Source organism: Flagellimonas oceani, assembly GCF_011068285.1.
GTDB classification, from domain to species: domain Bacteria; phylum Bacteroidota; class Bacteroidia; order Flavobacteriales; family Flavobacteriaceae; genus Flagellimonas; species Flagellimonas oceani.
Genome location: NZ_CP049616.1, coordinates 1316351 through 1339607, shown reverse-complemented (window position 1 = coordinate 1339607; position 23257 = coordinate 1316351). Strand labels below are relative to the sequence as shown.

Below are 23257 nucleotides of genomic sequence, written 5' to 3'. Positions count from 1 at the left end.
ACTTAAAAATCAAATGAGAAAAATCTGATCTAGGATCTGTATATCCTTGACCAAAAGTGGAGGGGGGTAATCACTAAACGGGACTATGTTTTCAGGTAGTCCTTCGTAAAGATTAAGATAGGTGTAGATGAAGCTGGCAACAAACTGTTGTTGTTCAAAGCTTAATTTTTCAAACGATACTTTTAAGTCGTTCTGGCCATCAACGGTAAGGACTTCATCGCTACAGCAATCGGCTTTGACCAAATTGCACTCTGGTAACTCTGCTGTCTCCTGAACTTCCATGCCGCAAGATTCTGCATGGCCCAAGAAAGAGTAATCAACCAGAACATCACCACAATAGTGTTGTGCAACCGAAAAAGAGAAGGTTGATAACAGCACTAATAGTGCCATTGTAAACGATGTTATTTTATGGAAAACACTTTTCATCCGTTCTGCAAAACTACAAAAATTTTAACACTCTTTTTTTGTTTAACAAAATTTTGGAAATCTAATCCCTTGATTTTTCTTTCAAGTCACGTATGAACAAAATCAATTATCGGCGATATGATAAATATCATTTATTTGTTTAAGCCTTTAGTTTACATTTGGTATTAAGGCTATATGTATCACCGAATATATATTTGATTTTCAGATAATTAAGTGAGATTATCAAAAAAATCGATTATTTTTGGGGGTAAACAAAATTTTGTAATTTTAGAATGTGAAGCAGTTTTTTAGCAAAATATTATCCATCTTTTTGACGTTGGCGGTACTCTTTTCGACTACCTCGTTTACGGCGGATATGCATTTTTGCTGTGAAAAACTGGTAGATATTGCCGTGTTCGGTAAAGCAACGCCCTGTGATCAAAAAATCCAAAAGACGGAAAACACTTCAAAAAAATGTTCAATTGGAGTTGGAGACTGTTGTAGTGATGATTCATTTATACAGCAAGGTAATGATAATCTCCAAAAGGTTTCCTTTGAGATTGATTCTCAAAATTTTGTCTTCTTAAAGGCCTTTGTCCACACTTATATAAACCTTTTTGAAGGACTTGAGGAAAATGTAGTTCCCTTCAAAAACTATAAACCTCCGTTGATTCAGAAGGATTTACTAGTTCTTCACGAGACTTTCTTAATTTGATTTATATTTAAGCGGATTGTTTATGCAATAGTCCGCTCTTCGCATTGGCCATACCTCTTAAGTGGCCCCTTTTTGTCGTACCCCATGCCCACGACAGAACATTCAGATTGATTGCCAAACAGGGTTTTACCTGTTGAGATTTATTGTAAACCATAATACGTGCACCATGGATTCCATAAGGGAATATTGGATAAAGAATATGGTTTGTAGGCGTTGCCTAAAGGTCATAAAGCAAGAATTGTATGATTTGGGCATTACCATACTATCCCTTGAACTTGGGAAACTTACGGTAAAGGCTCCAGAAATAGCTATTGTCGAAGCAGACCAAAAAGTGGTGGGCGTCCTCCATTCCAACGGTTTTGAAATAGCCAAAAGCGAAGAGGAGATGATAGTCGAGAAAATCAAGATCGCCTTGATTTCATTGGTCGCAGATATCCCTATCAACATTCGGGGAAAAACCTCGGACTATCTGGCTAACATAGTACATCGAGAGTACAAGGTACTGAGCAAGATTTTTTCAAAAAATGAAAATATCACTATTGAAAAATACTTCATAAAGCTGAAGATAGAAAAGGTAAAAGAGCTCATTCAGTTGCGGCAACATACCTTTTCTGATATCGCTTATTTGCTCGATTACAGCAGTGTCAACCACTTATCCAGGCAGTTTAAGGAAATCATGGGCATGAGCATGACCGACTATAAAAATGATCAAGCCTGGGAACGAAATTTCTTTGACGAAATTATATAAATAATAAAGAGAATTATGCAGACAAAGGCTTTTGGCAATACATAGATTTAACCTTGGAGATTACCAGAAAAACAAGCAAATGTTTAGAATTAAAAAAAGAATTGAAAATGCTACTAAAACAAGACAATTAGAGATAAATACAAAACGAATAACCGAAATAATATTAATTAAAAATCAAATATGATGAGAACGGCAGCAATTATTTTACTGGCAATTGGCTTAGTAAGTCTATCCGGTTGCAACCAGAAAACAAATCCTAACGCAATGCTCGAAAATTCGAAAACGAGAACGGAACTCTTTGAGGCAATTGCCAGTAACCACAGTTACATGACTGAATTCATGGACAACATGCAAGGCAACGACCATGCCATGCAGATGATGCAGGGCAATCAAAAGATGATGGGTACTATGATACAGGGCCAGGGAATACAGATGATGATGAAAGATAGTATGATGATGAAAAACATGATGCAATCCATGATGCAAGATGGAAAAATGATAGGCAATATGATGCAAATGATGCACGAAAAGGGCATGATGAGCGAAGATTGTATGGAGTCTTGTAAGAAGATGATGGGCGACAAGGGAATGGATATGAAAGGAATGGGCATGATGGACGGTTCAAATAAAATGGAACCATCTGAGCAAGACCATTCTGAACACCATTAAGGATTAACTTTTAAATTTTCGATTATGAAAAATCATTGGATATGGATGATACTAGGTTGCGGACTTCCGCTTCTTTTCATCTTTTTTGCACCAGCATTCGGCATTAAAGGCAACCTCACACTGTTTACGTTCATAGTAATCATGTTCGCGGTGCATCTCTTGATGCCTATGAGACATGGTGGCCATACCCATGGGCTAACGGAGGATAACCTTAAAAGAAAAAAGGAAGAAAAGGAAAAGCACGACCAAAAACAGCATCAACACTGAAATCCGCAAAAAAAATGAAAAGAAAATATCAAATAGACGGAATCAGTTGTGGCGGTTGCATAACAAAGGTCAAAAAAGTATTGGAGTCTCATGAAGACATTGAGGAGGCAAAGATTTTTTTAAGTCCGAAAGGAGTCGCCAAGATCAGTATGAAATCGAACCTTTCGGTCGATGATCTGCAGAAACAGTTGAATCGACTTGAAGGTTATACAATTTCAGAATTGAATTAATTACTAACATTTAAAACTTTTAGCTATGCACTATTTCGAAGGACATTGGGGCGGCATGCACATTATATGGTGGATTATCTGGCTCGTACTACTGGTGTGGATTTTCTTTATCCCGTATGACGTACCCTACCAAAAATCGAGCAATGAAGATCCCATGCAAATTCTAAAAAAACGATTTGCAAAAGGAGAAATTACCAAGGAAGAATATGAAGATTCAAAAAAAACCTTGGAAACGGACAAATAACTAAAAACAGAAATCATGAACCGTATAAACATTAAAAAATTCGGATTTGCATTCGGTCTCACTGCCGCCATCCTCTACATTGGCTGTATGGTCGTCATGTTTACGGCCGGCAGGGAAGGTACCATAGATTTTTTCAACAGCCTGCTCCATGGGCTTGACACAACCAGTATTATTCGCATGGATGTTCCTTTTTGGGAAGCTATAATTGGGATGATCCAAACATTCATTATCGGATGGCTGACAGGAGCGCTGATCGCAGCTTTTTACAATGCACAGCTAAAACGATAAATGCAGTACGTCTGGTTCATATGGTCCCTTATTATTCTAGCCCTCTGGGGCGTGGTCTATCTAATGAAGAAAGATTCTCGAAGAGAAATGCTGAAGATGAGTTGGATAACCATGCCCTTTGGGCTTACCGAACCCCTTTTTGTTCCCCAATATTGGCATCCGCCATCGCTTTTCGATTTGGCAATAAAGACAGGGTTCGATATTGAAAGCCTAATCTTCTCTTTTGCCATAGGGGGCATAGGCACGGTAATCTACAATCTTATTTTTAAGCGAAAGTATGTTGAAATACCGCATACCGAACGGAAACATGAAAGGCACCGGTTGCACCTATATATCCTTTTCGTACCGGCAGTAGTGTTTTTGGTATTGGCCCTGTTCACGCCTTTGAATCATATCTACTGTGGAATATTGGCCATGTTTTTGGGTGGAATGGCCACGCTATACTGCCGTCCGGATTTAAAGACCAAAATCTGGATAAGTGGATTTCTGTTCACGGCATTGTACTTTGTTTATTTTGGAAGTATACTCCCGTTCTATCCCAACTATGTAGAACTTTTCTGGAATCTGGAAAACCTTAGTGATATTCTAGTGGCCGGCATTCCAATTGAAGAGCTTTTGTTCGCTTTTACTTTCGGAATGTACTGGTCAGGGCTATACGAGCATTTGTATTGGAAAAAATTGATGAAACCCTTGGCCATAAGTTGATTTGGCAATATGGGAATTAACATAATTAATCATGAACAAATAAATCTACAAAGATGAAAATACTATTGGCAATAGATGGTTCTGACTTTAGTAAAGTCGCCATAGATGAACTTGCGACGCTGCCGTTCCCTGCGGGTACCGAAGTATGTATTTTGAATGTGTTCGAAAATCCCATGTTGGCCGCTCCTGGTGCCCTACCCTTGGGCGGCACGCTTGGAAATTATTATGAAGAAACCGTCTCCAGTGCGAAAAAATCGGCAGAAGATCTTGTTAATGAAGCTTCAAAATCATTAAGGGACAAGAATGACGTATTGTCGATAACAACAGCCGTGGTAGAGGGGCTTCCCAAAAGTGCAATTTTAGAAAAGACCGAAGCCTTTGATACCGATTTGATCATAGTCGGGTCGCAGGGCCATGGCGCATTCTCTAGATTTTTGCTCGGCTCGGTTTCCCAGTCCTTGGCAACACATGCCGACTGTTCCGTCATGATAGTCCGAAAACGCGGTTCAAAAGAGAAAAACAACTATTGAAAAGTTAACAGGCAAGAACCAAATGTTAGACGATAGCAAAAACAATACACGCAAAGTGACGGATGCAATCTGCTTGCCGCATTCCAGGTTCCCAAGAATAGTCATTGTAGGTGGTGGCTTTGCGGGTCTGGCATTGGTGGAAGGGTTGAAAAATAAAGATGTTCAGGTGGTACTTATTGACCGCCATAACTTTCATCAGTTTCAGCCCTTATTTTATCAGGTAGCCACCAGTGGGCTTGAACCCGATAGCATTGTATTCCCTTTTAGAAAACAATTCAAGGGATATAAGAATGTGAGCTTCAGGCTGGCCGAGGTAAAGGAAATTCAAAACTCCATCAATACCGTCATAACGGACAAAGGAAAACTTACCTATGATTATCTGGTCTTGGCAACGGGAACAAAGACCAACTTCTTCGGTATGGAAGAAGTGGAAAGAAATAGTTTGGGGATGAAGGATATCCGGGATTCTCTAAATATCCGCCACATGATGCTGCAAAATTTGGAACAGGCCGCGATCACGTGCGATGATGAGGAACGCGATGCCCTCACGAATTTTGTGATCGTGGGTGGCGGTCCCGCCGGAGTAGAAATGGCAGGTGCTTTGGCGGAGTTTTGCAAGTACATCCTTCCTAAAGACTATCCCGAGTATCCTTCCTCCATCATGAACATCTATTTGGTGGAAGCTATGGACGAAGTGCTCTCTGCCATGTCGGACAAAGCTTCTTCAAAAACGCTGACCTATTTAGAGAATCTGAACGTTAAGGTGATGTTGAAAGAATCCGTTAGTAACTATGATGGCAGGGTGGTCAAAACCAAAAGCGGCAAGACCATTTTAGCCAAGAACTTGATTTGGACAGCAGGGGTAACTGGAGATTTTCCAAAAGGATTCGATGAGACGTCTATTGTCAAGGGCAATCGTCTTAAAACGGACCACCACCTAAAAGTTTATGGAATGGACAATGTCTTTGCCATTGGGGATATCGCCGGGGTAATCACAGATGAGACCCCGAAAGGGTATCCCCAAGTAGCCCAAACCGCCATACAACAAGGCAGACATTTGGCCAAAGTACTGCTCAACACCTTGCTTTCAAAGCCTTCAAAACCCTTTACATATAAAGATAAAGGTTCATTGGCCACTGTCGGCAAGAGAAAAGCGGTCGCTGATTTGGGGAAGTTTCATTTCGGTGGCTATGCCGCTTGGCTTTTATGGTCTGTTGTTCACTTGGTCTCCATCAGTGGGTTTAGGAACAAACTATTGGTGGGCTTCAATTGGGCCATCAGCTATTTTACTTACGAAAAAAGTAATAGGGTAATCATAAGAAGTTTCAAAAGAACAAAGAAAGTTGATGCGCAATACACATCAACCCAAGAATAAATATTGAATCACTAAAAACAATTGAAAATGAAAAATATTGCAGTAGTAGGATACGGGGTCATCGGCAAAAGAGTTGCCGATGCCATAAAGGTACAGGATGACATGAAACTAGTCGGGGTTTGCGACATTATCAGCGATTGGCGCATACAGAACGCTGTAAGAAAGGATTATGATATCTATGCGACAACCACCGAAGCGGAAAAACAAATGAAGGCTTCGGGCATTTCGGTAATGGGCAATATGCAGGACTTATTGGATAAAGTGGAACTTGTGGTGGATTGCACCCCAAAAATGATTGCGGCGAAAAACGTGGAAACCTATAAAACACACAATATCAAATTCATTCTGCACGGTGGGGAAAAGCACGAGACAACAGGCCACTCCTTTAGTGCTGAAAACAATTATAACACGGCGTTGAATATCAATGCAACCCGAGTGGTTTCCTGTAATACCACATCAATCCTGAGAACATTGACCGCTTTAAAAAGGGCCGATTTACTGGATTATGCACGTGGCACACTTTTAAGAAGGGCGACCGACCCTTGGGAAAGTCATTTAGGAGGGATTATGAACACCATGGTACCGGAAAAAGAAATCCCGAGCCACCAAGGTCCCGACGCACAGAGCGTGGATCCTGATTTGGATGTCATTACTTCAGCGGTCAAAGTTCCCCAAACCTTGAGCCATATGCATTACTGGAACGTGAAACTAAAGAAAGAAACATCAAAGGAAGAGGTGTTGAACGCCCTCAAAACCTCAAGTAGAATCAAGTTTATTCACTATGATCAAGGCTTGGTCTCCAACAACACCATCAAGGAAATGTTTTTGGATATGGGCAGGCCTTGGGGCGACATGTACGAGGTAGCCCTATGGGAAGATATGCTAAAAGTGGTGGGCGATGAACTCTTTTATGCCTACGTGGTGGACAATCAAGCGATTGTAATTCCCGAGACCATCGACGCCATTCGGGCACTTACCGGAATCGAGATGGATGGTAATAAATCCATCGCTAAGACCAATAAAAGTCTAGGTATTAATCAATAGTTAAAACAATGAACTCTCACGAAAAAATAATAGAGCAGTTGGGGGACAAAGCGTCCTTCTATTTAGATCATGTTAGCGAAAAGATTACCAAGGATGAACTGCAATTGCCCGATAAAAATTTTGTCTCTAAAGTTTTTGTCAACAGCAATCGTAATCCACAAACGCTTCGAAGTCTTGCCCAATTATACGGGCATGGCAACCTGAAGGATACAGGGTATTTAAGCATACTTCCCGTAGATCAGGGAATCGAACATAGTGCCGCTTTTTCCTTCTATAAAAACCCCGATTATTTTGACCCTGAGAATATTATAAAACTTGCCATTGGCGCAGGTTGTAACGGGGTGGCCTCGACTTTTGGTGTATTAGGTCTGTACGCTCGGAAATACGCGCATAAAATACCGTTCATCGTGAAGATAAACCACAATGAACTACTGTCATATCCCAATGCCTACGACCAAACCTTGTTCGGAAAGGTCAAGGACGCTTGGGATATGGGCGCAGTTGCTATTGGGGCGACCATATATTTTGGATCTAAGGAAAGTAATCGACAGATAGTGGAGATTGCGGAAGCCTTCGCCGAGGCCCATAATCTGGGCATGGCCACGATTTTGTGGTGTTACACCCGTAACGATGCTTTCAAAACGGATAAAGAGGACTATCACACCGCTGCAGATTTAACGGGACAAGCCAACCACCTTGGGGTAACAATACAGGGGGATATCATCAAACAAAAATTACCCACTACAAATTACGGTTTTAAAGACCTTCAATTTGGGAAATATGACGATGCCATGTATGAAACCCTGACCACCGAACACCCCATCGATTTGTGTCGTTTACAGGTTGCCAATTGCTATATGGGCAAAGTAGGACTGATCAGTTCCGGTGGGGGTTCCAGAGGAGCATCCGATTTGACCGAGGCCATTACAACCGCAATCATAAACAAACGGGCAGGAGGCTCGGGTCTGATACTTGGAAGAAAAGCTTTTCAACGACCCATTAAGGAAGGGGTAGAATTATTGCATGCAGTCCAAAGTGTTTATTTGGAGGAGAAAATAACGATAGCCTAAGTGATAAAATACCATGTTCGAAACTGAAATAAAATCTTTAAAATCACTCAACCATTACTTGCAGAGACTGGTAGAGAGCAGGCTATGGCTAAAAGTGATTATCGCTTTGTTTTTGGGTGTAGGTTTCGGGTTGTTATTAAGTCCTCAAAACGGTTGGGTCAGTAAGGCGACTGCCGATATGTTGGGAAATTGGTTGGCCCTACCGGGAATGCTCTTCCTTAAATTGGTGCAGATGATAATGATTCCCTTGATTGTGGCTTCCATCATTACGGGCATAGCCAGTAACGACAAGGAAAATCTAAAAAAGTTGGGGGGTGGTGTGCTCTTATATTTTATATCAACAACAATTATATCAGTAACCATAGGAACGTTGCTAGCCGCACTGTTCAGACCTGGAAAGTATCTGCACCAACAGGCGGAAATGGATCATGCAAATGCATTGGCCGATACTGCCGAAAGTTCGGAACTATCCTTTGGAATAAATGATATTCCGAATGCCATAACGGATCTACTGCCCGAAAACCCATTGGCCTCCATGGTAAGTGGCGAAATGTTGAGCATTGTCATTTTTACCATTATAATAGGGGTAGCCGTTCTGTCGTTACCCAATGATTTGCTCAAACCAGTAAAATTACTTTTGAGTGCCGTACAGGAAATCTGTATGACCGTAGTAAAATGGGCCATGTTGTTGGTGCCGGTGGCAGTATTCGGATTGATGGCCCAGCTTACATCCAGTGTCGGGTTAAGCTCCCTTTCAGGATTGGGTTTTTATGTGCTCGTTGTACTGTTGGGCCTATTTATGTTGATTGTTATCTACCTCTTATTGGTAAGCACACTTGGCCGGACTAATCCTCTTAAATTTTTGAGAAAGATTACGGATGTCCAACTTTTAGCATTCTCGACTACAAGTTCTGCCGCGGTCATGCCCTTATCGCTGAAAACAGCAGAGGAAGAACTGAAAGTAGATAGCTCTATCAGTAATTTCATAATTCCGATCGGGGCTACTGTAAATATGGATGGGACGGCCCTCTATCAGACCATAACCACTTTATTCATAGCACAGGCTTACGGATTAGAAATGGACCTTTTAAATATTATTGTCGTCGTCGTTACGATAGTTGCGGCCTCAATCGGAACCCCGGCCATACCTGGAGGTGGCGTTGTCATACTGGCTTCGGTACTATCGGGGGCCGGAATACCTTCTGAGGGAATTATCATAATAATCGGGGTGGAGCGCTTGCTCGGCATGTTCCGAACTGCAGTGAATGTTACCGGAGACTTAACGGCTTGTATGGTTTTCAATCGGTTTTACGGAAAAATACCCGATCTGATTACCGCTAATCTTAAAACCACTAAATCATGAACACGAATATGAAACATATTGGGGTATTTACCTCGGGAGGGGATTCCCCAGGCATGAATGCAGCTTTATTTGCCATTGCAAAAACTGCCGAAGTGAACAGCATAAAATTAAGTGGTTTTCGTAAAGGTTATGAAGGCCTAATCGATGGGGATTTAGTCGAATTGGATACCCAGGAACTTCAAAAATTAGTGCATCGGGGCGGTACTTTTCTTAAGACCGCACGAAGCGCAAGATTCCTAACTAAAGAGGGAAGACAGCAGGCCCTGGAGAACCTTCGGAAAAATAACATCGATGCACTTATCGCCGTGGGCGGGGATGGTACTTTTAAAGGGCTGCTCGCCTTTTCGGAGATTTGCGAACTACCATTTATCGGTATTCCAGGTACCATAGACAATGACATGGCCGGAACCGACTTCACCTTGGGCTTTGATTCCGCAGTGAATACGGCAATCGAAAACATTGATAAGATCAGGGACACAGCAGAATCACATAACCGAATATTTCTAATTGAGGTAATGGGAAGGGACTGCGGATATATAGCAATGCATTCTGGGTTGGGCGTAGGTGCCGATGCCATTTTAGTGCCGGAAAGTGGACAAGATTTTGTCCGTTTGCTCGAAAAGGCAAGTGTTTATGATAGCGAAGAAGCCTTCATAGCCGTTGTTGCCGAAGGCGATGAACTTGGTGCCGAAATAGCGGCATCAAAGATTAAAGAATTAAATCCGAAGCTAGACCTCCGTATCACAAAACTGGGGCATGTGCAACGCGGTGGAAACCCTTCCGCTGCCGATCGTATGTTGGGGATAAGACTTGGGGCAGCTTCGGTAAAGGCCCTTTTACAAGAAAAAAAGAGCGTTATGGTCGGTATTCTCAACAACGAACTTAGCCTCACGCCTTTTGACCAAGTGGTAAAACAACACCAGGTACAAGACGAGTTGTACGAACTCGTAAAGATTTTTGGTAAATAAAATTAAAACGCAAATGAAAACAACGGTATTCAGCACCCATAAGTTTGAAGAATCCTATTTAACATCCGCCAATGACGGCAAACATGAATTGAGGCTACTAGAGGAACGATTATCCGAGCATACCGTTCCCTTGGCAAAAGGCTCGGAGGCCATCAGTCTATTTACAGGGGATGATGCATCCGCCAACGTACTGGAAAAATTAGGTGCGTTCGGAGTCAAATACATAGCTCTTCGTTCGGCAGGCTACAATCATGTGGATATGGAAAAGGCGGATGAAATGAACATCAAGGTGGCTCGTGTTCCCGCATATTCGCCTTACGCCATCGCAGAACACACGGTCGCACTCATATTGGCTTTGAACAGAAAACTAATTAGGGCCAATAATAGAGTGCGTGAACAAAACTTTTCCTTAAACGGACTCACTGGTTTTGACTTGAACGGCAAAACGGTTGGGGTATTGGGCACCGGAAAGATTGGCGCAGTCTTGGTCAAAATCCTTCATGGGTTTGGCTGTAAAATTCTAGCCTATGATGTCAACAAGGATGAAGACCTAGTAGAAAAATTTGGTGCCCGCTATACCGATTGTAGAACATTATGTGCCGAATCGGATATTATCAGTCTTCACGTGCCTTTGGCTACCGACACGAAACATTTAATAGATGCCGAGCAAATTGGGGTCATGAAAAAAGGTGTTATGCTCATCAATACGAGCAGGGGCGGTCTGGTAGATACCAAAGCGGTCATCGATGGACTAAAAACCGGAAAGGTCGGGTTCTTTGGTATGGATGTCTATGAAGAAGAGGAAGGACTGTTTTTCGAAGACCATTCTGACGAGATTTTACAGGACGATGTAATCGCTCGTTTGATGACCTTCAATAATGTTCTGATAACGAGCCATCAGGCCTTCTTGACCGATACGGCACTGACGAATATTGCCGAAACCACCATACATAATCTGGATTGTTTTGAAAAACAAATCGACTCGGGAAACGAAGTAGCCAGCAAATAAAACGACAAGCTTCCATAGGAAGTACTTAAATCTATATAAACCTAAAAACAATAGCACTATGAAAAATATACTCGTACCCACGGATTTCTCAGAAAACTGCAACAAAGCCGCCGATTTGGGCATTGAAATGGCCAAACTTTATAATGCGGAAATTCATTTTTTCCATTTGTTAAAGACTCCTGTCGATTGGGTCAAATTGGATAAGCAAAAGGAAAAACGGTATCCAGAAACCCTCAAAAAAATTGGAAAAGCGAAAGCCTCGTTACGTGAACTGGAAAAAAAGGCCGAAAAAGAACATCTAAAATGCCAAACCTTTTTACAATTTCATGTAGATCAAGACAACATTCTGAAACATTCGGGTCATTATGACCATGATTTCATCGTTACAGGAAGCAGTGGCACCAAAGGCATAGTTCGTGAACTTCTTGGTAGCAACGTAGAGCGTTTGGTAAGAAAATCCGATGTGCCGGTCGTTGTGGTAAAAGAAGATGATGTAAGGTTTCCTTTCAAGGATATCGTTTTCGTTTCAGATTTTATGGAAGATGTGGGCAGTGCTTTTAGGGCAGTACTCTCCATCGCAGAAAAATGTAATGCGAAAATTCATCTATTACGCATCAACACGGCATCGGACCATAATAGTATCGCCCTTGGCCTAGATCCCATACGAAAGTTTTTGGAGGGTTTTCCAGAACTCAAGAATTTCTCCATGAACGTGTATAACGAAAACCAAGTTGAAACGGGCATCAATACATATTTGAAACACAACAAAGCGGACCTGATCGCCATGTGTACACATGGGAATACAGGATTTTTAAGTTTGTTCTCAAAAAGCATTACAGAAGGGGTCGCCAACCATTCTTCGCTACCAGTGATGACCATTAAAATATAGAGAATGACCCAGCAGGTACAGATAAGAAAATATTCCGGTGAACTTGAGGAATTCGATATCAAAAAGCTCATCAAATCATTGCGCCGTTCAAAGGCTGACGAAACGCTTGTTCAAGAAATTGCCAATGAAATTAGGGACAGGGTATCCCATGGCATGACCACCAAAGAAATATACCGAAGTGCCTTTAGGATGCTAAAGAGCAAGGCCCGTGTGAGCGCTTCGCGGTATAAACTAAAAAAAGCCCTTATGGAACTCGGGCCTTCGGGTTATCCCTTTGAAAAATTTGTTGGGGCCCTATTGAGTCAAGAAGGTTTTGATACAAAAGTCGGGGTAATCGTTCAAGGCAATTGTGTACAGCATGAAGTGGATGTGATAGCTGAAAAAGACAACAAGCATTATATGATTGAATGTAAATACCATAGTGATCAGGGCCGGTTTTGCAATGTGAAAATCCCGCTCTATATCCATTCAAGATTTTTGGATGTGGAAAAACAATGGGAAAAACAGCAAGGCCATAAAACCAAGTTTCATCAAGGGGGTGTTTATACCAATACCCGCTTTACCACCGATGCCATACAATATGGTACCTGTGTTGGGCTGATGCTTACAAGTTGGGATTATCCGAAAGGGAACGGTCTGAAAGAACGCATAGACAGATCCGGCCTACATCCCTTAACCTCTTTAACAACATTGACAAAGGCCGAGAAATCCAAATTATTGGATAAGGGCATTGTGCTCTGCAAGGACATTAGCGAAAACCCATCATTTTTGGGGCAAATAGGTATCGCCAAGCAACGACAAAAAAAAATTCTCGAAGATTCAGAAGAATTATGCACAGCACATTAAACCAATAAACATTGATCAATCCTAAAAAGAAAACAGATGAGAACAGAAACATTACAAAAACAGAACAGTATAGACCTAGAGCCATTTTACCAAGCAATGGAAGATGATCCAAGCTTACTTGAAGAGGCCTTCGAAACATTACTGGAGATGGTAAACTCCGAACCCAAATCCACCAAGAAACTAGCCCTTCTCATCAAAGAGGATTTTCATGATCTCTACAAAGAAATAGCGGAGTTATGCCAACCGGACCAAGATAAAGGGAACACACCTTCCTGCTGTGGGGGACACTAAACGGGTACTATAAATGAAAAACAACAAAATAAACATTCACTTTTTAGGAGCTGCTGGAACCGTTACCGGTTCAAAATATCTCTTGGATACCGGCGAACGCAAAATCTTGATTGATTGTGGTCTTTTTCAAGGGCTAAAAGAACTACGTCTAAAAAACTGGGAGTATCCACCCGTTGAAGTCTCGGAAATTGATGCGGTCTTGCTTACGCATGGGCACATGGACCATACAGGCTATCTGCCCAGATTGGTCAAACAGGGTTTTAAGGGGCCCATTTATGGAACGTACCCCACCCTGGACATTGCCAAAATCATATTGAACGATAGTGCCAAGATTCAAGAACAGGAAGCCGAACGGGCCAATAAGGAAGGTTATTCCAAACACAGCCCCGCCGAACCACTTTATGACTTAAAGGATGTTGAAAAAACCGTTCCCTTTTTTAAGGGAGTACCCCCCGGCCAATGGCTGCCCTTAATGAAAAACATAAAGGCTAGATTTCAGTACAACGGCCATATCCTAGGTGCTACCTACATTGAATTGGATGTTCTCGGAAAACGTTTTGTTTTTTCAGGGGATATCGGCAGAACCAACGATTTATTGCTATATCCACCGCTAAAACCAAAAAAGGCGGATGTTCTTTTTATAGAATCGACCTATGGCGGCAGGTTTCATCCCGAAGAGGCGGAGGCACTTCCCGAAATTGAAAAATTGGTCAACAAAACCATTGAAAGGGGCGGAAGCCTTTTCATACCAAGTTTTTCCGTAGAGCGTGCCCAATTGATGATGCTGATATTTTGGAGGTTGTTAAAACAAAATAAAATTCCCAAAGTACAGATGATTATGGACAGCCCGATGGGGGCCAACGTACTGGAACTGTTCCATCGAACTAGAGACTGGCATAGGTTGGAAGATGCTGAGTGTGACGAAATATGTTCGCACTTTACGGTCGTAAGCAGTTATCGGGAAACAATGGAATTGAGAAGCGATGATACACCTAAAATCGTCATCGCTGGAAGCGGAATGCTCACGGGAGGTAGAATGCTTAATTACTTGGAAACCCAGGCGCAAAAACCAAAAAACACCTTGCTTTTTGTTGGGTATCAAGCAGAAGGTACTCGGGGACGGAAATTGTTGGACGGCGACAGGGAATTGAGAGTGTACGGAAAAACAGTATCCTTTCAAATGGAGGTGGCAGAAATAGAAGGGCTTTCGGCGCATGCCGACCATGCCGAACTATTGGATTGGCTAAGCAAGGTCGAACAGAAACCGGAAAGGATATTTATTGTTCACGGAGAGAAGGAAGGTGCGGAGGCATTGCAAAAAGGCATTAAGGAAACTTATGATTGGGATTCTGAAATTCCCAAATTATATAGCATTGAATCCGTAGAAACTTTTCAAAACAGTTAATGGACTAGATTATAGGAATACTATTGGTGGCATCACCAACACTATTAAAAATAAAATAACGAAAAGGTTATGGAAGAAAAATCGAGTACTTTAAAATATAAACACTTGGGCATTTATACACAGAACGAACATGTGGTTTATATGCGGGAAGATTGCCATGTCTGTGTTTCCGAAGGTTTTGAAGCATTAACCAGAATCCGGGTATCCAATTTCAATACTTCCATCGTTGCCAGTCTTAATGTAATAACGTCGGATGTGCTGCTAGCCGGAGAGATAGGCTTATCGGAAGCGGCGGCGAAAAAATTAAAAGTGTCCGGAAATGAAACACTAAGGGTGTCGCACTTGGAACCTATAGATTCGTTAAGCCATGTAAGGGCCAAAATCTACAATCAAAAACTAGCTTATACGGCCTTCGAAGAAATCATTACAGATATTGTTGAAGGAGATTACTCCAACATTCATCTTTCGGCTTTTATTACGGCCTGTGCCGGAAATAGATTGGATGTCAATGAAATCTCGAATCTCACACAAGCCATGATAGCTTCTGGAAAACAATTGGATTGGAACAAAAAAATCGTAGTCGATAAACATTGTATCGGTGGCTTGCCAGGAAACCGAACAACACCCATCGTTGTAGCCATTGTTGCAGCCTACGGGCTTACCATGCCCAAAACATCATCGAGAGCCATTACTTCCCCGGCAGGAACAGCCGATACCATGGAGGTATTGACCAATGTTACCCTTTCTTTGGAAGAAATCAAAGCAGTTGTTGAAAAAGAAGGCGGATGTTTTGTTTGGGGGGGTACCGCCCAATTAAGTCCGGCAGATGATATGCTCATCAAAATTGAAAAAGCCTTGGATATTGATAGCGAAGGGCAGTTGATTGCATCGGTTCTTTCCAAAAAAGCGGCAGCAGGTTCTACCCATGTGGTCATTGATATTCCTGTCGGCGAAACGGCCAAGGTTCGTACCAATGACGCTGCCATGAAGCTTAAGGAACATCTCGAAGTCGTGGGCAAAGCTGTTGGCCTTACTACAAGAGTAGTTATTACAGATGGCACACAGCCTGTCGGCAGAGGTATTGGTCCAGCCCTTGAAGCAATGGACATCCTTAGTGTACTCAAGAATGAAGTTGATGCACCGAAAGACCTAAGAGAAAGGGCAGTTCTGTTGGCGGGCGAGCTGTTAGAGCTTTCTGGCGAAATCGAATCGGGAAAAGGAAAGCAAACCGCCAGAGGGCTATTGGAATCAGGTAAGGCATATAACAAATTTCTCGCTATCTGTAAAGCCCAAGGTAATTTTAAACAACCTCTCCTAAAACCTTATAAATTCGAAATAAAAGCCAAAAAAACAGGTGTTTTACGGCGTATTGACAATAGAAAGATTGCAAAACTCGCCAAACTTTCAGGTGCGCCCCAATCAAAATCTGCCGGTATTTTACTGAACGTTCATTTGAACGATGAAATAGAAAAAGGCCAGTTGCTGTATACGCTCTTTGCAGAATCGCAAGGTGAGTTGAATTATGCCTTGGAATATTATGAGAACCATGACGATATTATAACAATAGAATAAAAAAAGGACAAATGAAAACTATATTATTCAGTCTTCTGGGAAACCAAGAACTCACGGAATTATTGGCAGAGAAAATGAAAGCGGAAATCGGGGAATGTACCATACGCAAATTTCCGGATGGGGAATCCTACACGCGTATCCTTTCCGATGTAAAAGACAAATGTGTAATCATGGTCTGCACCTTGCACGAACCCGATGAAAAACTATTGCCATTGTATTTTTTAAGCCACACCGCAAAATCTTTGGGCGCGATGTGCACATGCTTGGTGGCTCCCTATTTGGCCTATATGCGGCAAGACAAGGTTTTTCATAAGGGCGAAGGGGTTACTTCTGGGTTTTTCGGAAAATTGATTTCTGGTTTTGCAGATAGCATCACGACCATTGACCCGCATCTACATAGAATACATTCGTTGGGCGAGGTATACAACATTCCGAACAGGGTCATTCATGCAGCGGACGAAATCTCCAAATACATCAAGGAGAACATTCATAATCCGGTACTTATCGGGCCCGATTCCGAAAGTGAGCAATGGGTTTCCGATGTGGCAAAAAAAGCGGGAGTACCCTTCACGGTGTTACAAAAGGTCCGCCATGGCGACCGTGATGTTGAAGTTTCCGTTCCCGATGTAGATAAATATAAGGAAGCGACGCCAGTTTTAGTAGACGACATCATTTCTACGGCCCGGACCATGATAGAAACTACGGAGCATTTGAAAAGTGCGGGAATGAAACCTGCAATATGCATTGGCATTCATGCCGTATTTTCAGGAAATGCCTATCAAGATTTGTGGGACGCTTATGTGGAGGACATCATTACCTGCAACACGATTCCACACCAGTCAAATAAAATTGATTTGAGCGATGTGATCGCCAAGGAAGTAAAAGAGTTGATGCACCACATATGAAAATAGGATTGCACTTAATAGTATACGTTTTTATGATTTTTTCCGCATACCCACAAGATAAAATGTTGATTGGACAATTGTCCGATAGATTGGTGGTACGGGAAAATTTTGATAAAAATGGAGACTTTCTGAACAAGCAAACTTTTAAAGCCGGAAAGCTAAAAGAAGCCAATGGTTACTATGAAATTGTTGTCACAACCGAGCTTTTTGATGAAAAAGGCACCCCGACCGATAAATATACCACCACTTACCGATGCAAACCGGATGAATCCAGTATTATAGTAATGGCCTTCCCTTTTTCAAAGCCAAAATCCAAGGAAACCGAAATCAATACAGTGTCCAAAAATTTCAAGGAACTCTATGACCTTGGGAACTTAGAGAATGTTGAACTCGAAATGAGCTTTGATTCGGGATTGTTGAACTTCTTTGGTTCCAACAGTAAGATTAAAATTTATGACCGCGTGTTGGAATCTAACGGAAATGGGAAAACAATCAAATCCAAAATCAATATTAAGGCCTATGCCATTGGTATACGAATTAAACAATTGGACTATGTTGCAAGTGAAAAACTTACAAGTGAGAACTTGTTATCATTCCAGAAATTTACCGAGAAAGACGGCAGCTATTTTACGATGACATACAAACAATAAATTATGAGAAACTATGACACCCTATCAGAAGCAATTAATGACTTACAGATCAGGGGATATACCTATGATTTCAATTTGGCCCCCGACTGTATAAAATGTGCTTCATTGGAATTGGAAATCCATCCCGAAGAATTTGATGTGGATGAAACCCATCGTTTTGAAGGTATGAGCAGTACGGACGATAACAGTGTTCTTTATGCCATTTCATCAAAAGATGGTATAAAGGGGCTTTTGGTAGATGCCTATGGGGTCTATGCTGAAAATATCTCGGAAGCAATGCGAAAAAAATTACGATAACCCTTAAATAGAATACTATGGACAATCACGAAGAGCAAAAGAACAAAAAAATGGACCATTCTAAAATGAATCACGACAAAGATGACCATTCAAAAATGGATCACTCGAAAATGGAAGACCCAAAATCGGACGACCATAGCAAGATGGATCATAGTAAAATGGATCACGGTTCTGGCGACCATTCAGGTCATAATCCAGGTCACGGTCAAATGGGTCACGACCATCACAAAATGATGATTGCCGATTTTCGAAAACGGTTTTGGGTAACGCTCGTGCTAACCATTCCCATATTGTTCTTCTCGCCAATGATACAGGAGTTTTTCGGATATGAATTTCTCTTACCAGGAAACCCATATATCCTATTTGCACTATCTACCATCGTCTATTTCTATGGAGGTTGGCCTTTCTTAAAAGGTTTTTGGTCAGAGGTCAAAAAGGGTGCACCTGGAATGATGACCCTAATTTCCATGGCCATAAGCGTTGCCTACTTTTATAGTACTGCCACAGTATTCGGACTAAGAGGTGAAGATTTTTTCTGGGAACTTTCAACACTGATCGCAATTATGCTTTTAGGCCATTGGATAGAAATGAAAAGTGTGCTAGGTGCATCAAAAGCCTTACAGCTATTAGTAAGTATGATGCCCGCCGAAGCCCACAGGGTAAAGGGTGATACTATAGAAGATATTCCCTTGGAAGATTTGTTAAAAGACGATGTGATTTTAGTAAAGCCAGGTGAAAAAGTTCCTGCTGATGGGATTATAGTAGATGGTTCGAGTTACTTAAATGAATCAATGCTTACAGGGGAATCCAAGCCAGTGAAAAAAGATGAGAACGACAAAGTAATTGGAGGCTCAGTAAACGGCAATAGCACCTTAAAGGTTAAGGTAGAACATACCGGAAAGGACAGTTATCTCAACAAAGTAATCACAATGGTTGAGGAAGCGCAAAAGACCAAATCTAAAATGCAGAACCTTTCCGATAGGGCGGCAAAATGGTTGACATACATAGCCCTGGCAATTGGTTTTGGCACATTGGCAGTTTGGTTGATTTTAGGCTTCCCTTTTGTATATGCCTTGGAGAGAATGGTAACGGTTATGGTTATCGCTTGCCCACACGCATTAGGACTTGCCATTCCGTTAGTTGTCGCTATATCTACCGCAGTATCCGCCCAAAATGGCTTACTGATAAGAAATCGAACGGCTTTTGAAGAATCCCGAAAAATATCAGCTTTGTTGTTTGATAAAACCGGAACATTGACCAAAGGTGATTTTGGTGTCACAAGAGTTGAATCGGTTAAACAAGAATATTCAACAGAAGAAATCTTAAGGCTTTCAAGTGCCTTGGAACAGAGCTCGGAACATCCTATTGCAGTTGGAATCATAAAAAAGGTCAAAGAAGATAATATTACAATCCCGAAACCAAAAAACTTTAATGCCATTACTGGTAAAGGTGTAGAGGCCAATGTGGAAGGTAAGCAAGTGAAAGTAGTAAGTCCGGGTTATTTAAGGGATGAAAAAATTGCAATTCCTGAAGATGCCTATAGCGATGCCGCTGAAACGGTGGTTTTTGTTCTAATCGATGGAAAATTGGTCGGTTATATTGCCTTAGCGGATGAGATTAGACCGGAATCCGCTGAAGCCATCAAAATTTTCAAAAAGAACAACATCAAAGTCTTGATGGCCACCGGGGACAATGAAAAAACCGCCAAGGCTGTTAGCGATAAATTAGGGTTGGATGGCTATTATGCCGAGGTACTACCCCATCAAAAAGTGGAAATCGTAAAAGAGTTGGAAAGCAAAGGAGAGTTTGTGGCCATGACGGGCGATGGGGTCAATGACGCACCTGCATTGGCACAAGCCAACGTTGGAATAGCTGTGGGCTCCGGCACCGATGTCGCTGCGGAGACTGCCGACATTATTCTAGTAAACAGTAACCCACAGGATATTGCCAATTTGATTTTGTTCGGCAAGGCCACCTACAACAAGATGATCCAGAACTTGATATGGGCCACCGGCTATAACGTGGTCGCCATCCCATTGGCAGCAGGTGTTTTGTACTCATCAGGCTTTGTACTGGGTCCCGCAGTTGGTGCCGTGTTTATGAGTTTGAGCACCATTATTGTAGCCATTAACGCCCAATTGTTGAAAAGAAAAATTGGGAAAAAGTAATGAATAGAAAGGACAAACTTAACAGGATATTTTTAGTGCTGTTAAGTTTATTTGTGGTAATGCTCGGGTACGGTATTTTATTGCCTACCCTGCCCTATTACACGGAAAGACTGGCTCTAAAAGACAATCTGGATACGGACCTTATCAACTTCCATATCGGAATGTTAACCAGTATTTATCCATTGTTCCAGCTCTTGTTCGTTATCGTCTGGGGCAAGCTTTCCGATAAATACGGCCGTAAACCTATAATACTATTGGGGCTTGTAGGTTTTGTCGTGATGAACTTGCTAACGGGTCTTGCCACTTCCCTGTCGATGCTATATATAGCCCGTATCATAGGGGGCATCTTTACGTCTGCGGTTATTCCTGTCAGTAATGCTTATTTAAGTGATATCACTTCAGAAAAGCGAAGGACCAAAATAATGGCCTGGTCTGGGGTCGCTATCAGTTCCGGTGTGATATTTGGCCCTGTTCTGGGGGGATTTCTGTCGCAAACGAACCTACACTATACATACTCTTTTGGAGTGTTCCACTTAGACCGTTTTTCGGTTCCCTTTATTTTGGCAGCTCTTTTGGGCTTTGTGGTATTGCTGATAATCATAAAATGGCTGAAGAATACCGAAATAAAAAATCGTATTGCTTCTGAGGCAGTCAAATTCAGTTTTTCCCTGAGTAACTATTTTATCATTTTGTTGCTCTTGTCCTTTGTGATGCAGTTCGTGGTTACCTTGTTTGAGACCGTGTTTTCAATTTATGGGAAGGATGAGTTGGCCTTTACAACCAATCAGGTGGGTATTGGTTTTATGCTTTGTGGTTCCGTTATGGCAGTTTTACAGCCTGTATTTGCGACCTATGGAGAAAAAATGCTGACCTCGAAACAGCAAATAACATTGGGGTTATTGATTTCCGGTGTTTCGCTAGTTGTCTTCCCTTTTGTGAGCGGTGAACTATACATTTATGTTACTATAATAATTTTCGCAGCAGGGGGAGCCATGGTAACACCAAACCTGCTTTCGGCAGTTTCTTTGATTTCCAAGGAAAACACGGGAAGGAATATATCCATTCAAAGTTCCACGAATAGTATCGGTCAAATTTTGGGTCCGGTATTGGGGACTTGGCTAATAGCGGGAGGGTTTTATTATCCTTTTATTATTGCCGGTACAACCATTTTGGGTGCTATGGGACTGGTTTATTTTTTGAATCGACCAAATAAAGGGATTGACAGGCCATTATTGGCCGACCAGCATAAAAAAGGGTAGCGATGGACCATCGATATGCACTTAGAAAACGTAGTAAAACAGCACTTCAAAATGCTGTTGACAATTCGAAATATGTTGAATTGGTCCGTTCGGGAGAAGACTATTTTTTAAGGCTGGAAATGTTAATCGATAGGGCAGAAAAAGAAATCCATTTACAGACCTACATTTTTGAAAACGATGACACGGGAAACCGTATAGCCTCCTGTTTAAAGAAAGCCGCTCAACGAAAAGTAAAGGTATATGTCTTATTGGATGCCTATGGTAGCGCTGCATTACCCGATAGTTTTGCCCAGGATTTGGTACAGCATGGTATTTTACTTCGTTTTTTTTCGCCTTTATTCTCCTTGAACAATTTTTATATCGGCAGGCGGATGCATCATAAAATTGCGGTCGCCGATGAAAAAATAGCGTTGATAGGCGGAATCAATATTGCCAATAAATACCACGGAACCACAGGTTCGGAACCTTGGTTGGACTATGCCGTTCAGTTGAATTGCCCGGCAGCTGAAAATCTTCAAAAACTGTGTAGCGACTATTTTTTCAAAAAAGGAAGCTCAAAAAAAATACCACCCGTGTTACATTCGGCAGGTAGGGCACTCGTGGGAATTTTACAGAACGACTGGCTACAGCAAAAAACGGAAGTCTGTGATGCCTACACGAACGCCTTCATTCATGCCGAAAAGGAAATAGTTATCATAGGCTCGTATTTTTTGCCTGGAAGCAGAATAGCAAAGGCATTGAAAAAGGCCTGTAAAAGAGGAATAAAAACAACGGTGATCTTAGCGGGCATTAGCGATGTGCCTTTGGTACGTAGGGCTACCGAACATTTGTACTCCTCTTTTCTAGACCACCATATGAGAATCTATGAGTGGAACAAATCCGTGGTACACGGTAAAGCTGCGGTAGTAGATAATAAATGGTCTACCATAGGCTCATTTAACTTGAACAGTCTTAGTTGTTATGGCAGTATTGAAATGAACGTAGAAGTTCACTCGGTCAATTTTGCCAAAATTCTTCGGGCCGACTTTGAAATGGTTATAAGCCAGTGTAGCGAAATTACAAAGGGGAGTCTAAGACAAAGAGCCGGTATATTCAATAAGTTGGGTAATTGGATTTCTTACCAAATGGTACGCACAGCCATGCTTTTTCTAACCTTTCTTCCGCATTTAAGGTTTTTGAAAAATTATAGGTTATAATATGTTGGCAAGTGGTTAAATGGTTTCGCCTCTTTATCTGTCTGTACGGACAAGGCGATAAATCATGAGGCACAACAACTTAAAAAAGGAAATATATAATCGATGATGGAATACAAGTGGAAACTACACTTTGAAAAACACATAAGCAA

The 23257-nt window shown here is 41.7% G+C and carries 27 protein-coding genes; 26 read left to right on the top strand and 1 reads right to left on the bottom strand.

Translation table 11 applies throughout. From position 1 onward, the window contains the following. Positions 1-9: 9 nt before the first annotated feature. Entirely contained in the window at positions 10-426 is a 417-nt protein-coding gene (locus tag GVT53_RS06210) for an HYC_CC_PP family protein (protein ID WP_067033774.1), read from the bottom strand. Positions 427-700: 274 nt separating this feature from the next. Here GVT53_RS06210 and GVT53_RS06205 point away from each other — a divergent pair, with 274 nt between their 5' ends. The 26 genes from GVT53_RS06205 to GVT53_RS06080 all read left to right on the top strand — a co-directional run bounded on the left by GVT53_RS06205 (position 701) and on the right by GVT53_RS06080 (position 23108). Then, positions 701-1120, top strand: coding sequence for an HYC_CC_PP family protein (locus tag GVT53_RS06205; RefSeq protein ID WP_067030421.1), 420 nt, complete (start codon positions 701-703; stop codon positions 1118-1120). A gap of 166 nt (positions 1121-1286) precedes the next feature. Beyond that, complete coding sequence (locus GVT53_RS06200; protein WP_067030424.1) at positions 1287-1868, top strand: helix-turn-helix domain-containing protein; 582 nt, start codon at positions 1287-1289, stop codon at positions 1866-1868. A gap of 264 nt (positions 1869-2132) precedes the next feature. Further along, a complete protein-coding gene (locus tag GVT53_RS06195; protein ID WP_309474604.1) occupies positions 2133-2537 on the top strand; it encodes a hypothetical protein in 405 nt (134 codons plus the stop codon). Positions 2538-2561: 24 nt separating this feature from the next. Beyond that, positions 2562-2804, top strand: coding sequence for a hypothetical protein (locus GVT53_RS20930; protein WP_067035924.1), 243 nt, complete (start codon positions 2562-2564; stop codon positions 2802-2804). A gap of 14 nt (positions 2805-2818) precedes the next feature. Further along, a complete protein-coding gene (locus GVT53_RS06185) occupies positions 2819-3034 on the top strand; it encodes a heavy-metal-associated domain-containing protein (protein ID WP_067035921.1) in 216 nt (71 codons plus the stop codon). 25 nt (positions 3035-3059) lie between these two features. Next, entirely contained in the window at positions 3060-3278 is a 219-nt protein-coding gene (locus GVT53_RS06180) for an SHOCT domain-containing protein (RefSeq protein ID WP_067035918.1), read from the top strand. 15 nt (positions 3279-3293) lie between these two features. After that, on the top strand, positions 3294-3566 hold the full coding sequence (locus GVT53_RS06175; RefSeq protein ID WP_067035915.1) for a DUF5676 family membrane protein: 273 nt from the start codon (positions 3294-3296) through the stop codon (positions 3564-3566). After that, positions 3567-4271 carry a lycopene cyclase domain-containing protein gene (locus GVT53_RS06170; RefSeq protein WP_067035912.1) on the top strand — a complete coding sequence of 235 codons (705 nt, stop codon included), beginning with the start codon at positions 3567-3569 and terminating at the stop codon, positions 4269-4271. Positions 4272-4324: 53 nt separating this feature from the next. Further along, a complete protein-coding gene (locus GVT53_RS06165; protein ID WP_067035909.1) occupies positions 4325-4801 on the top strand; it encodes a universal stress protein in 477 nt (158 codons plus the stop codon). A 22-nt stretch (positions 4802-4823) separates the two neighbouring features. Continuing rightward, a complete protein-coding gene (locus GVT53_RS06160; protein ID WP_067035907.1) occupies positions 4824-6176 on the top strand; it encodes an NAD(P)/FAD-dependent oxidoreductase in 1353 nt (450 codons plus the stop codon). 27 nt (positions 6177-6203) lie between these two features. After that, entirely contained in the window at positions 6204-7220 is a 1017-nt protein-coding gene (locus GVT53_RS06155; protein ID WP_067035904.1) for a type II glyceraldehyde-3-phosphate dehydrogenase, read from the top strand. Between the two features lie 8 nt (positions 7221-7228). Beyond that, entirely contained in the window at positions 7229-8290 is a 1062-nt protein-coding gene (locus GVT53_RS06150; RefSeq protein WP_067035901.1) for a class I fructose-bisphosphate aldolase, read from the top strand. Between the two features lie 13 nt (positions 8291-8303). Continuing rightward, positions 8304-9653 (top strand): dicarboxylate/amino acid:cation symporter, encoded by a 1350-nt coding sequence (locus tag GVT53_RS06145; RefSeq protein ID WP_067035898.1) that lies wholly within the window; start codon positions 8304-8306, stop codon positions 9651-9653. Further along, positions 9650-10621, top strand: coding sequence for an ATP-dependent 6-phosphofructokinase (locus GVT53_RS06140; protein WP_067035894.1), 972 nt, complete (start codon positions 9650-9652; stop codon positions 10619-10621). Before GVT53_RS06145 ends, GVT53_RS06140 begins: the two co-directional genes overlap by 4 nt. Positions 10622-10634: 13 nt before the next feature. After that, positions 10635-11630, top strand: a complete 996-nt coding sequence (locus GVT53_RS06135; RefSeq protein WP_067035891.1) for a 2-hydroxyacid dehydrogenase — start codon at positions 10635-10637, stop codon at positions 11628-11630. Positions 11631-11688: 58 nt separating this feature from the next. Then, positions 11689-12519, top strand: coding sequence for a universal stress protein (locus GVT53_RS06130; RefSeq protein WP_067035888.1), 831 nt, complete (start codon positions 11689-11691; stop codon positions 12517-12519). 3 nt (positions 12520-12522) lie between these two features. Beyond that, complete coding sequence (locus GVT53_RS06125; RefSeq protein ID WP_067035885.1) at positions 12523-13365, top strand: ATP cone domain-containing protein; 843 nt, start codon at positions 12523-12525, stop codon at positions 13363-13365. A 36-nt stretch (positions 13366-13401) separates the two neighbouring features. After that, positions 13402-13656 carry a hypothetical protein gene (locus GVT53_RS06120; RefSeq protein WP_067035882.1) on the top strand — a complete coding sequence of 85 codons (255 nt, stop codon included), beginning with the start codon at positions 13402-13404 and terminating at the stop codon, positions 13654-13656. Between the two features lie 13 nt (positions 13657-13669). Continuing rightward, a complete protein-coding gene (locus tag GVT53_RS06115; RefSeq protein WP_067035879.1) occupies positions 13670-15061 on the top strand; it encodes an MBL fold metallo-hydrolase RNA specificity domain-containing protein in 1392 nt (463 codons plus the stop codon). 69 nt (positions 15062-15130) lie between these two features. Then, complete coding sequence (locus GVT53_RS06110; protein WP_067035877.1) at positions 15131-16633, top strand: thymidine phosphorylase family protein; 1503 nt, start codon at positions 15131-15133, stop codon at positions 16631-16633. Positions 16634-16644: 11 nt separating this feature from the next. Continuing rightward, entirely contained in the window at positions 16645-17538 is an 894-nt protein-coding gene (locus GVT53_RS06105; protein ID WP_067035874.1) for a ribose-phosphate pyrophosphokinase, read from the top strand. Between the two features lie 32 nt (positions 17539-17570). Further along, entirely contained in the window at positions 17571-18188 is a 618-nt protein-coding gene (locus tag GVT53_RS06100) for a hypothetical protein (protein WP_237685876.1), read from the top strand. A gap of 3 nt (positions 18189-18191) precedes the next feature. After that, positions 18192-18485 (top strand): phosphoribosylpyrophosphate synthetase, encoded by a 294-nt coding sequence (locus GVT53_RS06095; RefSeq protein ID WP_067035869.1) that lies wholly within the window; start codon positions 18192-18194, stop codon positions 18483-18485. A gap of 17 nt (positions 18486-18502) precedes the next feature. Next, on the top strand, positions 18503-20653 hold the full coding sequence (locus GVT53_RS06090) for a copper-translocating P-type ATPase (protein ID WP_176712428.1): 2151 nt from the start codon (positions 18503-18505) through the stop codon (positions 20651-20653). After that, entirely contained in the window at positions 20653-21912 is a 1260-nt protein-coding gene (locus GVT53_RS06085) for an MFS transporter (RefSeq protein ID WP_067035866.1), read from the top strand. The genes GVT53_RS06090 and GVT53_RS06085 overlap by 1 nt, the downstream gene beginning before the upstream one ends. Before the next feature lie 2 nt (positions 21913-21914). Further along, entirely contained in the window at positions 21915-23108 is a 1194-nt protein-coding gene (locus GVT53_RS06080; RefSeq protein WP_067035864.1) for a phospholipase D-like domain-containing protein, read from the top strand. The last annotated feature ends 149 nt before the right edge of the window (positions 23109-23257 follow it).